The sequence below is a fragment of the Mycobacterium sp. 852002-40037_SCH5390672 genome (assembly GCF_001665875.1).
In the GTDB taxonomy this organism is placed as follows: Bacteria; Actinomycetota; Actinomycetes; order Mycobacteriales; family Mycobacteriaceae; genus Mycobacterium.
The window spans coordinates 42,929-55,088 of record NZ_LZTA01000006.1 but is presented as its reverse complement, the minus strand read 5'-3'; the positions used below and the strand labels follow the sequence as shown (position 1 = coordinate 55,088).

The following is a 12,160-nucleotide window of genomic DNA, read 5'->3' as shown; positions in this document are numbered from 1 at the left end:
TCAGCGACGGTGCAGAGCGCAGCGATGATGAGGAGCGGCGCCATGAGTGAGGGCTCTCTGTGAGAATCGCGGTCACCGGGGCCAGCGGTGTACTCGGTCGCGGCCTCGCCGCCCGGCTGCTCAGCGGAGGTCACGACGTCGTCGGGATCGCGCGTCATCGCCCCGAAAGTTGGCCGAGCGCCGCGGACTTCGTTGCCGGCGACATCCGTGACATCGCTGCGGTCAAGCGCGCCCTGGCCGACGCGGAGGTGGTCGCGCATTGCGCATGGGTGAAGAGCCCCGGCCCGGATGACCGGATCAGCTCCCAGGTCAACATCGACGGGACGTCCAATGTCCTCGCGGCGGTGGCCGAAACGGGCGCCGGTCGCATCGTTTTCCCGTCGTCGGCACACGTGTACGGCGGGGGAGACACCGCGCGCTCCGAGGGCGAGGCCCTGACCCCGCTTTCGGCCGAGGGCCTGCACACGGCCCGCGTCGAGGACATGCTGGCCGCCTCCGGTGCTGAATCGGTGGTGATCCGCTCGGCGCTGATCGTCGGTCGCGGCGTGGACAACTGGGTGCGGCGGGTACTGTCGGCGCCGGCCTTCTCGCACGGCGCCGACGACCGGCCCCTGCAAGTCGTCCACCTCGACGATGCACTGCGAGTGGTGTTGGGTGCCGTGGTGGATCCCGCGAACTCAACCGGCCCAGTCAATCTCGCGGCTTCGGGGACGACGACATTTCGTCAGATCGCCGCCGCCCTGCGGCGTCCGATCGTGCCGCTGGCTGGTCCGTTCGCCGCGCTGTCACCCAAAGGGGCGGCGGCGGAACTGGACCTCATCCGCAGCGCGCCGTTGCTGAACACGGCGCGGTTACGCGATGTTTGGGAATTCGAGCCGGCGTGGAACGCCGACGAGGCGGTCGAGGACTTGGCCCGGGCGGTGCGCGGACGCGTGACACTGGGTGAGCGGGTGATCTCACTGCCCTGGCGGCTGGCCGCCATCCAGGATCTACCGGCCGTCGACGCCGCTGCCGACGACGGAGTGATGCCCAGTCCGGCGGGGCCAGAAGGACTTAACGGCGAATTCGACACCCCGATCGATCCGCGATTCCCGACCTATTTGGCTACCAACCTGTCGGAGGCCCTACCCGGACCGTTTTCACCGTCGTCGGCGTCGGCAACGGTGCGCGGTCTGCGGGCCAGCGCCATGTGCGTCGCCGAGCGGTTGCGCCCCGGGGGGATGATCCAGCGTGAAATCGCCATGCGCATGGTCGCGGTGTTCGCCCACCGGTTGTATGGCGCCATCACGACCGCGCATTTCATGGCCGAGACCGTGCCGTTCGTCAAGCCGGCGACCGTCGTCAGCAACAGCGGGTTCTTCGGGCCGAGTATGGCGTCGTTGCCGATCTTCGGCGAGGAGCGTCCACACTCCGAAACCGGCCGCCTCCGAGAGCAATTGCGGACGGTTCGCAACATCGGGGTATTCGGCGTCAACCTGATCGGCCTGTCCGCCGGCGCGCCCCTGGACACCCGCGAATTCGTGGCCGATGTCGATCGCCTGGAACGCCTGGCCGACGGTGACCTCGTTGGGCTCGACGATCGTCGGCTGCTGAGCCTGATCTCGCTGGCGCGCGACCAGGTGGTGCACGGCTGGGTGCTGGCGGCGGGCTCGTTCCTGCTGTGCGCGGCGTTCAACGTGCTGCTGCGCGGTTTATGCGGGCGAGACATCGCCGCGCCCGGTGGACCGGAATTGGTCAGCGCCCGTTCGGTCGAGGCGATGCGGCGGTTGGTGGCCGCCGCGCAGCGCGATCCGAAAGTGACGGCGCTGCTGGCCGAACCGGGCGACCGGCTGGACAAGCTCGCCGTCGAGGCACCGGAATTTCATGCCGCCCTGCTAGACGAGCTGGCGCTCATCGGACACCGTGGTCCGGCCGAGCTCGAGATGCTGTCATCCAGCTACGCCGACGATCCCGAGCTGCTGGTCCGGATGGTGACCAGAGCGATGAGCGCGCCGTCTGCGCCGCAGCCGCAGCGCTCCCGGATTCCTCTGCGCGCCAAGCCTATTGCGACTCTGGCCACACAGCAACTTCGAGATCGCGAAGTCCGCCGCGACAAGGTGGTGCGGGCTAACTGGGTGCTACGCACGTTGCTTCGCGAATACGGGCGTAGGTCGGTCGAGGCCGGACTATTCGACACCGCCGATGACGTCTTCTATCTGCTCGTCGACGAACTCGACGCCCTCCCGGCGGATGTGGGCGCGGTAGTGGCCCGTCGCCGGGCCGAGCAACGCCGGCTTGTCTCGGTGGCGCCGCCGACGGTCTTCAGCGGAAGCTGGCAGCCAACCGCGACCTCATCGGATGCCCTGGCCAGCGGGGACACCATGCGTGGTGTCGGTGTGTGCGGGGGACGGGTCCGCGGCCGGGTGCGGATCGTGCGGCCCGAGACGATCGATGACCTGCAACCCGGCGAGATCCTGGTCGCAGAGGTCACCGACGTCGGCTATACCGCGGCGTTCTGCTACGCCGCCGCGGTCGTGACCGAACTGGGCGGCCCCATGTCGCATGCCGCCGTGGTGGCCCGTGAGTTCGGCTTCCCCTGCGTGGTCGACGTGCAAGGCGCCACCCAAGCATTGCCGCCGGGTGCGCTCGTCGAGGTCGACGGCAGTACGGGCGAGATTCGGGTGCTGGAGCTTGCCGCGCAAGACACGCTGCCGCGCTAGTCGAACTCCAGGTGCAAGCTGGTGGGCCCACTCATGCCGAGAAGTGGTCTCCATGGTGGGTTTTCGGTGCATCGTGGATGCGTTAGGCGGTGGGTAAGAATCTTGAGTGCTTCGGAGAGTTCCCGCCTGGCGAGGTTCGCGCCAAGGCAGTAGTGCGCTCCGCCGCCAAAGGTGAGGATGGGCGGAGGATCATTGCGAGTGATGTCGAAGTGCGTGGGCTCGTCGTAAATCGACGGATCCCGATTGGCGGCGTAGGTGTTTACGATGATGAAGGTGCCGGCCGGAAAGGTGTAGTCGCCGACCGTGACGTCGTCGGTGACGCTGCGAAGGGTGCTGCACATCGACGGTGAGTGGCGCATGGTTTCTTCGACGGCATTCATCCCGAGCTCAGGGCGGTCGCGAAGCAACGCCCACTGTTCCGGGTGCTCGCATAATACCTGCATCGAGGCACCCAATTGTGTACGCGTGGTGTCGGTTCCGGCCAGCAGGATGCTGAAGGCCAGCATCCGGACCTCACTGGCATTGAGCCGGTCGCCGCGATCTTCAGTCCGGATGAGTTCGGAGAGCAAGTCGTCTGTCAGGGTCTTGCGTCGATCGGTGATCATCCCATCGATGTATTCGTCGAAAGCATCCCATGCCTTCAGGACCTTGGGCTCTTCCTCGGCGAGATCGCAGTCGAAGCTGACTATTTTGAATATGTCTTCCGCCCATTTCGAGAACAGCTGCCAGTCTTGCCGCGGTGCACCCAACAGGGCACAAATGACCGGGATCGGGTACGGTCTGGCGATCTCCTCGACGAACTCACAATGTCCTTCCGCGACAACGGCCTCGGCGAGATCGTTGATGACGGCGTGGATCGTTTCGTCCATGCGGGCGGTTGCCCGCGGGGTGAATGCCTTCGACACCAGGCTGCGCAGCCGACGATGTTCGTCGCCCTCCATGCACAGGATGCTGCGAATCACCCTGTCCCACAGCTCACCCGACGTGATGCCGTGAGCTGTGAGGTGTATCCCGGGCGGGATCACAAACCGGGGGTCGCGAAGTATCGTCCGGGCAAGCTCGTAGGACAGCACTTCGGGACCTAGCGGCCCGATCGCGATCGGCGCCTGCTCCTGAGCCGCCCGAATCCGCGGGTACACCTGATGCGGAGATTCGGTGATGTCGTAGCCGAGCGTGGGGAGACCCGCATCGAAGACGTTCGGCCTCGCGATCATCGGGATGTCTCCTCTCGTTGGCGCAGCAGCGATCATGGGATGTTGGTCGCCAGAAATGTCAGCGGCAGGCCCAAGATCGACACGTCGTTTTCGTCGAGATAGGAGCCCTCGCCCGCGAAGTGTTGCCGGAATCGCGTTGTCGCGCCGTAGCGTTCGGCAACGGCGTCGGCCGCCGAGGCAACCGGAACTCCGATCACCACGGTATACACCCCGTCACCGTGACGCTCGAGGAACTCCGTTACCGAACCGGCTACCTGCCCGGCCGACCCGGGTATCGGACTGATCAGTTCGATACCCCGATTCCAGTCGAGGTGAATGTCCAGGCCGAGCTCGCTCAGTTGCAGGGGTTGAAAGACGAATCCCAGATCGCTGAACATTTGCGCGGCAGTCGCATGTCGCTCCGGTGCCACGGCGAACACGACGTGATGGAGCAGGGGTGAAACGTCTTTCGTCGTCGATTCCTCAGGCATCGGACACTTCCTATCCGGCGGTATTGGCGCGCAGGACTCCGCGCGGGAGCAGCAACGGCAGGTCGTTGTAGGTGACGATGCCGGGAGGCGCGGCGACGACGGCGGGTATCGCGGTGATGGCCGGCATCGCGGTGATGGTCAGTCCCAGCGTGATGTAATCGTCCAGCGTCTCGCCCGCAAAGCCCGGTGGCGGAAGGAAACTCAGTGTGGTTTTGATCGTAGGCTGGCCTTGCACCTCAATTGTGTAGCCCATGTCCAGCGGCCAATCCGGGTCCAGCGACTGGCCCTTGCGCCATCGCCCGCGGATCTCGATGATCTCCCGATCTCCGAGGATTCCTTTCCAGCGGACGTCCACCCCGGCGACGCACCCCTTCTTGATCGTCCAGTCGCCGGGAAGGGTCAGATCCTCAGTGGTTTGGGCGTATTGGGCTTCGCAACGCACGTCGTCGAGCTCGGCACCCAAGGCGTCGGCGATCAGCAACACGGCGTCCCGGAAGATGCCGGAGCCCTTCTCGGTGATGGCCGGAAGATCCGGCTGATCGATGGGATAGCCGAAGCCCATGGGTATTTCGGTTGCGGGCGAGTTGTAGATGGTGGTGTCAACGGACTCCAGCACGGAGACCTTGTCCACCCGGTCCGAAAGCCCCGCCGACACGATGGCGAACAGCTGGATGAAACCGGGGTTGATGCCGCTGCCGAAGATGGTCGATCCGCCGTCGCGGCAGGCCCGCGCGATGCGGTCCCGTCCGGCGCCGAGGAAGTGGCCGGTGATGAACCCGGCGGTGCCCACAACGTTGATGCCCGCGCCCAGGATGCGGACCAGTTCGTCAACGTCGGCGAACATCGGGTTGTAGACCACGCAGTCCGGCTTGAGTGCGAGCAGCACCTCAATGTCGTTGGTGGCCTTCACATCAAGTGGTCCGATCCCGCACAACTCACCGACATCGCGCCCGACCTTCTCCGGCGACCAGGCATAACATCCGACCAGCTCGAGCGTCGGGTTCGCGGCGATCGCCCGGACCGAACTCTTGCCGACATTACCGGTCGTCCACTGAACGACCCGATAGGTCAACGGGCCGGCCCTTTCATGGGTGCGACGCCGCCTGCGCTTGGCGAGCCAGCCTGTCGTTGTGGATCTTGACGAGTTCACGGAAACCCAGCCGGTGATACTTCGGTATCGGCTGGATGCCCCATACGTCCTGGGCGGTGGCCTTGCCCTCGGCACCCTCGGGCGGCCCGAAGGGTGGATAGGGGTACTTGCACTCCAGAGTGTCGTTGGAGTATCGGATCTTGAGTAGCTCACTGCAGATCTGGGTGAGGCTCAGCGTCGGGTATCCGTAGTAGACGGCCATGAACGGCAACGTGAAGGCGCCCTCGATCACCAGGGCCACCAGGCACACCAACACGGCCCGCTTGATCCATTTGTGCATCCGCGCGTAGTACGGCGTCGTCCCCGGTTCGAGGTCGGCGCCCGGGCTTTTGTCTTCGGTGGATGACGGTACGGAAGGGCTGGTCATGGCACGGCTCCCTGCTAGTCGGAGAAGATTTCGCGATTGACGGTGTGCAGATAGGGGATGGCGAGAAATGGGGTGATGTAGAAGATGTCGTAGAGCCACCAGCCGATGACCGGGAAGACGACACCGGCGTACCGCACGTCGGCGAACATGGTCATGTTGAACACGTAGGCCGACCAGATCACCACGCCCATCCAGCACGTGACGACCATCCACTGATGACCCCAGCGCTTCATCTGTAGGAAGCCGATCGCCGCGGCCACCCGCATGGAGAAGACCGTCAGGATCAGGCCGGCCACATAGGCTTTCTCGCCCGGCCCCGCCGCGCCCCCGACCCACAGCTCGTTGTAATGCCAGAAATAGCCGGCGTCGAACATGTTGCCCCAACCGACCATCAGCACGCGGTTGATCAAGGTGTGGTTGGCGACCAGGTCCAGGGCCCAGCCCAGACTGTTCAGCATTCCGTCGATCAGCACCAGATAGCCGATCAGGGTGACGATCATGGGCCGAACCGACAGGCCGGCGCGCAGGGCCTGGCGCTGCAGCCATACCCCACGCATGAAAATGGGAAATCCGATCAGTCCCGGCGCCCACATACCCATCAAGCCGGCGCCGACGATCATCCACTTATCGGCGCGGCGCTGAGCTTGGCGGGACTCGTCGTGGTGATCCTCGAGGCCGACCGACGCTTCGCTGCCGGCCGGCTTGCTGTCCGAACGTCTTTTCAGCAAGGGAAGATTCACAGGTCCCACCACCCCCGCGCAAACGACATGTAGAGCTGGATTCCGAACATCGCCAGCAGGTAGCCGTAAATGAAGATCTGGAAGACGATGAGCGCCCTCTTGCGCTTCTCCTCCTGTCGGTCCATGCCGGTTGCTCCTTTCCTAAGGTGAACTGCTCGATGAGTCTGCGGTCCCGAGGCTGGCAGCCGCGACTTCACGTAGACCATCGGTGACCGCCCCGTCCGTGCTCAGCGGCGCGAGTATGCACGCGTCGGCCGCATCCAATTCCGTTGCGCCGGCGGCGATCAACTGGGCCGCGGTGACCAGCACCCTGGTGGACGGCGGCTCGAAGTGGAAGGCTTGGTCGGCGGTGCGAATCGCGACCGCGCATCCGACCAGTCGCAGGGCCGTGGCCAACGGAATTCCGGATTCGGCGACGATCACGTCGGCCTCGCGGTCCGGCGGCAAATAATGCATCGCCAGCGTGGCGAACCGCTGGCGGAACGACGGTTTGAGTTCCTTGAGTGAGCTGCGATAGGCAGGGTTGTACGAACACACCAGCATGAAGTCATCGGGTGCTTTGACAACCTCGCCGGCACGGTCGAGGTAGAGCGAGCGCCGGTGATCGGTGAGCGAATGCAGGATCGCCAAGGAGTCGTGGCGGGCCTCGACGACTTCGTCGAGATAGCAGATCGCGCCGGCTTTGACCGCCCGGGTCAGCGGGCCATCGGTCCAGACCACATCGCCGCCGGTCACCATGAAGCGGCCGACGAGATCGGAGCTGGTGAGATCGTCGTGGCAACTGATGGTGATCACGGGCCGTTGCAGTAGGGAGCCCATGTGTTCGACGAACCGGGTTTTGCCGCACCCCGTGGGCCCGGTGAGCATCACCGGGATGCGGCGGTGGAAGGCCTGCTCGAAGAGCTGAACTTCATTGCCGTTGGCGAAATATATTTCGTTGGTCATCTTTTCCCTAACCGGGCGGCGTTCACGCTGCGACCAGTTCACGATGGACATGGGCCAGTACTCGGGGCAGCTCCTCGATGTGCCGGATCCGTTGCGACCGCCGGGGTCCGAACACCTCGGGGAGGGGATCGACGCGGGTCGGTCCCACGCCCACGTAGTACACCGACACCCCGGCCTCGTTGGCCTCATCGACGGCGTGCGCGGCGTCGGCCCAGGCATACCGTCCCTCGTAACCTTCATCGGAGATCAGCCCGTCACCGATGACGATCAGCAGGCGGCGCTCGGAGGCCTGCGCCAGCAGCCGGCTCGTCAAATGACGAAGTGGCGCACCGAGTCTGGTGTACCCCCGGGTGGATAATCCGAGACGGCTCGGTGGCACGAAACGACGGTCTTCGAAGTCCTTCAAGCAGCGGACTTCGACTCGATGACGAGTGTTGCCGGTGAATACGAAAACACCATGGCGCTCGTGTGCCAGCGTCATGGCGCGCGAAAGTGCATCGGCACACGACAATTCCAGCTGGAAAACGCGACCGCCATGCACCCCTAACGACGAACTGCCGTCCAGCAGCAACGCCGTGGTGACGTCGCGGCCGCTGGGCAGCAGGTCGCGGAACACCTTCGGCTCCTTGGCCTCGCCGGTCGCCAGATCGATGTAATGGTTGACGTACTGGTCGACATCGAGGTCAGAGCCGTCTTCGAGCCGGTTCGTCATCGCGCGGTAGGTGTGTTCCTCGAACCACTTGCGCACGTCGACGGCCACCGGCACCGGGCGGCCGGCGTGCCGTCCGTCGGCATGCTCGATGACGGCGACATGGTCGCGCATGAATCGCTGTGTCCACATGTTCCATTCGGGATAGGGAATCCCGGGCCGATGCTGCGGTGTGACGTCTAGGTCGTCGTCCTGCGGCCGGCTCGGTGGCGGCAGATTGGGGTTGCGCACACCCCCGTCGCCGCCGACCGGAACCGAGTACGGCCTCGGCAGACGCTTCTGCGTTGTGGTCCATGGCATCCTGCCAAAGCTGCGTCGCAACTTGTCGCCCAATCCGTGCGGGGCCGTGTACGCCAGCGGCAACGAGCCCAGCAGCGGATGGACGACCAATTCCTGGCGCGTCGCCGCCAATGCGATTGCCCGGTTGAGCATCTCCACGGCAGCCAAGTCGCCGGCTTCGATGTGGACTTCGGGAAGTAATCGTCGGACCTCGGGTAACAGGCCCGCCCACCGCGACGCGATCCAGCCGAGGGCGACGCCGGCCTCGACGAGCGTGAGTGCGCGCAGTTCGCGGGCGGAGAGCTCGTTGAGGCGATATTCGGTGACGCGTTCCTTCGATGGCGAACATTGCAGGGCCACACCACATGTCAGGGTTCTGCGCGTCCAATCGGGCATCGCGGGGTAGGGGACATGAACGAAAGTGAGCGCCGCGTTCACACCGAAGCCACGTCGTTCGCCCGTGACCAGCCGCACGCCTTCGCGACGTTGGTCGCTCAGCGCGACCGCCGTCACGGAACAACCCCGTTCCAGCGCCATCGCGTGGCCGTCGGAATGTCCGCAGTGTTCAGTCATCGGCCGAACCCCGCGCGTTCCGGCTGCCCATGCCGCGGTTCAGAACGTGCCGATGTTGGAGAACAGCCAATACCAGAACCAGATGATCAGTCCGGTGCCGCCCCAGGCGGCGACATAGCGAAGGATTTCCCATAGATAGCCCATGATGTGACTTCCTCGGTGGCGTAGTGGATTTCGGCTCGTGCATGTCAGTCGGAGAAGAGTTCGCGGTTGACGGTGTGCAGATAGGGGATGGCGAGGAACGGGGTGATGTAGAAGATGTCGTAGAGCCACCAGCCGACAACGGGCAGGACGACGCCGGCGAAACGCACGTCGGCGAACATGGTCATGTTGAAGACGTAGGTAATCCAGATGACCACGCCCATCCAGCAGGTGACGATCATCCACTGATGACCCCACCGCTTCATCTGCAGGAAACCGATGGCTGCGGCAATTCGCATGGTGAAAACGGTCAGGATGAGGCCGACTTCCAACGCTTTTTCGCCGGGGCCGGCCGCGCCGCCGACCCACAGCTCGTTGTAGTGCCAGAAGTATCCGGCGTCGAACATGTTGCCCCACCCGTTGAGAAGCACACGGGCCAGAATCGTGTGGTTCGCCACCAGGTCAAGGGCCCATCCGACCGTGTTGATGGCGGCGTCGATGATGACGAGGTAGCCGAGCAACGTGACCAGCATCGGCCGAACGGAGAGGCCGTCGTGTTGGGCCCGGCGCAGCAATCGCACGCCCCAGAGAAACAGCGGCAAGCCGAAGATGCCGAGGGCCGCCGTCCCGATCAGGAGACTGCCGGAGATGAGCCATTTATCGGCCCGACGCTGCGCGAGCTGCGACCGCTCCATGTGTTGGTCGATGGTCAGGCTCACCTGCGCGGCGTCCCCTGACCCGGTAACTGTGCCAGCGCCGGCTCCGCGTCGGTGCAGCCTCGGCAGACTCACGAATCCTCCCTGTCATCGACACTGAATGGATCGGCTTGTGCACTATAACAGGCTGACTGTAGTCAGCAGAAGGCACGCATGGCGTCTCCTAAAATGTCGGTACAAACTGTCGCGGCCGCGACCGCCTCGTGGTGGTATCTCACGGGGCAACGGCACAATTCGCGCGCTACGCAGCAGCCTCACCGCTTATACGAAGCGCAATCTACTGACGAAAGTCAGCTGTCAATCGTTGACACGCCATTCAGGGGACGCCTACGCTCAGCGAGCGCTCAGCCGTTGCGGCATGGTGTGCCGGCGGTGGAGAACGGTTCGTTCGTTCAGGCGCTGTCGGTGTATGCAAAGGAGTGGCAATGACGCCCGAGTCGCCGACCGAGAAGAAGTATCGCGTAATCCAATGGGGCGTCGGCAACGTCGGAACGATAGCGCTGCGCCATTTTGTGCACAACCCTGCCTACGAACTGGTCGGAGTCCTGTGCAATCGTCCGGAGAAGGTAGGCAAGGACGCCGGTGAGCTTTGCGGCAAAGCACCGACCGGGGTGCGGGCGACCACTGACAAGGCGGCCGTCGAGGCACTCGAAGCCGATTGCGTGTTCTATGCGCCGCTATGGTCCGACCCCGATGAGGTGTGCCGCTTACTGCGCGGAGGCAAGAACGTCGTCGCCTCAGGCGGCGCCTGGTGGTATCGAACCGAACACAGCAAGGCGGATATCGACAAGATCGATGCCGCCTGTCACGAGGGTGGGACGTCGTTTCATGCAGGTGGTGTCAACCCCGGCTTTGCCGGAGACCTACTCGTCCTGACGCTGGCCCGAATCGTCAGTCAGATCGACACCATTCACATCTATGAGGTGGTCAATTTCGGGAGGGACACCCTGAAATATCTGTATGAGATGGGGATGGGGAGCGATCCGGCCGGGTTCGAGGATGGACCGAATCTGCTGGGCCAAGCCTGGCCATTGTTCGCGCAATCGATGGTGATGGTCGTGGAGGGAATGGGTAAAACAGTCGAGAGATACACGACTGAGGTGGAGCTAGGGTCCGCCACGCGTGACATCCCCTTCGAAGGGGGAGAGACCAGCGACATGCCGGGCTTCAAGGGTGTGATCAAGGAGGGCACGGTCGCTCGCCAGCATCACAAGTGGACGGCTTGGGTGGAGGGTAAGCCCCTCGTGATATTTCATGAGATATACACGATGGATACCTTCGATGCCATTGAGCCGCATGAAGATTGGCCACAGCATTACCACTACCGCATAGTGATTGAGGGCGATTCATCCACCGAGCTGATTCTGCAGGGGGCGCAGGACGCGAATGGCGGATACGCGCTGCCGGGCTACACCTGGACCGCGATGGGGCCCGCCAACGCCATTCCCGCGGTCTGCGACGCTGCGCCGGGATTCATGTCCCACAACGAACTCGGGCTTATGCCGCTGCGTGGCGTCATACGGCCTTAGCGCCGCGGCGTGTCACGGTTTCAAGCTTCGCAATGTCCTCGCGACGTAGTCCTCCAGCAGGGTGTGGCCAGTCGGCCAGTGGTTGGTGGTGATCAACAGGGCGTAGAGACCCAGCAAGAAAAACACCGCACTGTTCATGGGGTTGACGTCCGAATCCGTTTCACCACGTTCTTGGGCCTGCGCGATCTCCTGGGCGACCAGAACGATCAGCGGGTGATCCCTGCCGTCTTCGGTCTGCGGCCGGGTTTGGGAGAAGTGGAGCGCGAGAAAGTCATTGAAGAGCCGATCGCCCAGTCGGCGTTCCAATCCGACGACCAATCGGACCGCCTCATTCAGCGCGGAAACAAGATCGTGCTTGGACTTCAAGAATTGCGCGTATTGCTTGGCGATGCGGTCCTCTTCGCGACGCTCCAGCTCGAGCAACACATGCTCCTTGGTGGGGAAGTGGAAGAAGAAGGTCCCGTGGGCGACGCCCGCTGCGGCCACAATGGCACCCACGTCGGCCTCGGCCATCCCGGCGCGGGCGAATTCACCAATTGCGGCGCCCATCAACCGCTCTCGCGTCTGCAGGCGCTTAGCTTCTCGTGCCGATAGCCGATCCGTCACAGCCATTCTCTTCCTCAAGGTT

At 64.0% G+C, this 12,160-nt stretch carries 12 protein-coding genes; 2 read left to right on the top strand and 10 right to left on the bottom strand.

Annotated elements, in window-relative coordinates:
- Positions 1-59: 59 nt before the first annotated feature.
- Positions 60-2,699, top strand: coding sequence for a sugar epimerase family protein (locus tag A5782_RS01540; protein WP_067094108.1), 2,640 nt, complete (start codon positions 60-62; stop codon positions 2,697-2,699).
- Here A5782_RS01540 and A5782_RS01535 read toward each other — a convergent pair.
- The 9 genes from A5782_RS01535 to A5782_RS01500 all read right to left on the bottom strand — a co-directional run bounded on the left by A5782_RS01535 (position 2,696) and on the right by A5782_RS01500 (position 9,982).
- Complete coding sequence (locus tag A5782_RS01535; protein ID WP_067094105.1) at positions 2,696-3,913, bottom strand: cytochrome P450; 1,218 nt, start codon at positions 3,911-3,913, stop codon at positions 2,696-2,698. The two genes, A5782_RS01540 and A5782_RS01535, sit on opposite strands and share 4 nt — an antisense overlap.
- Positions 3,914-3,945: 32 nt before the next feature.
- A complete protein-coding gene (locus A5782_RS01530; protein ID WP_067094102.1) occupies positions 3,946-4,383 on the bottom strand; it encodes a hypothetical protein in 438 nt (145 codons plus the stop codon).
- Positions 4,384-4,393: 10 nt separating this feature from the next.
- Positions 4,394-5,455 carry a dihydrodipicolinate reductase gene (locus A5782_RS01525; RefSeq protein WP_067094098.1) on the bottom strand — a complete coding sequence of 354 codons (1,062 nt, stop codon included), beginning with the start codon at positions 5,453-5,455 and terminating at the stop codon, positions 4,394-4,396.
- A 13-nt stretch (positions 5,456-5,468) separates the two neighbouring features.
- Entirely contained in the window at positions 5,469-5,900 is a 432-nt protein-coding gene (locus A5782_RS01520) for a hypothetical protein (protein WP_067094095.1), read from the bottom strand.
- A gap of 14 nt (positions 5,901-5,914) precedes the next feature.
- The gene (locus A5782_RS01515; RefSeq protein ID WP_067094092.1) at positions 5,915-6,640 is read right to left on the bottom strand and encodes a hypothetical protein; all 726 of its coding nucleotides are present in this window, start codon (positions 6,638-6,640) and stop codon (positions 5,915-5,917) included.
- The gene (locus A5782_RS27015; protein WP_255360762.1) at positions 6,637-6,765 is read right to left on the bottom strand and encodes a hypothetical protein; all 129 of its coding nucleotides are present in this window, start codon (positions 6,763-6,765) and stop codon (positions 6,637-6,639) included. Before A5782_RS27015 ends, A5782_RS01515 begins: the two co-directional genes overlap by 4 nt.
- 16 nt (positions 6,766-6,781) lie before the next feature.
- Positions 6,782-7,585 (bottom strand): CbbQ/NirQ/NorQ/GpvN family protein, encoded by an 804-nt coding sequence (locus tag A5782_RS01510; RefSeq protein WP_067094090.1) that lies wholly within the window; start codon positions 7,583-7,585, stop codon positions 6,782-6,784.
- Positions 7,586-7,607: 22 nt separating this feature from the next.
- Positions 7,608-9,146 (bottom strand): nitric oxide reductase activation protein NorD, encoded by a 1,539-nt coding sequence (locus tag A5782_RS01505; RefSeq protein ID WP_067094085.1) that lies wholly within the window; start codon positions 9,144-9,146, stop codon positions 7,608-7,610.
- A 188-nt stretch (positions 9,147-9,334) separates the two neighbouring features.
- Positions 9,335-9,982 (bottom strand): hypothetical protein, encoded by a 648-nt coding sequence (locus tag A5782_RS01500; protein WP_156623759.1) that lies wholly within the window; start codon positions 9,980-9,982, stop codon positions 9,335-9,337.
- A gap of 446 nt (positions 9,983-10,428) precedes the next feature.
- Between A5782_RS01500 and A5782_RS01495 the strand changes: the two genes are divergently transcribed.
- The gene (locus tag A5782_RS01495) at positions 10,429-11,532 is read left to right on the top strand and encodes a dihydrodipicolinate reductase (protein ID WP_067094082.1); all 1,104 of its coding nucleotides are present in this window, start codon (positions 10,429-10,431) and stop codon (positions 11,530-11,532) included.
- 12 nt (positions 11,533-11,544) lie between these two features.
- Here the strand turns inward: A5782_RS01495 and A5782_RS01490 are convergent, their stop codons facing one another.
- Positions 11,545-12,144, bottom strand: a complete 600-nt coding sequence (locus tag A5782_RS01490) for a TetR/AcrR family transcriptional regulator (protein ID WP_067094080.1) — start codon at positions 12,142-12,144, stop codon at positions 11,545-11,547.
- Positions 12,145-12,160: the final 16 nt, after the last annotated feature.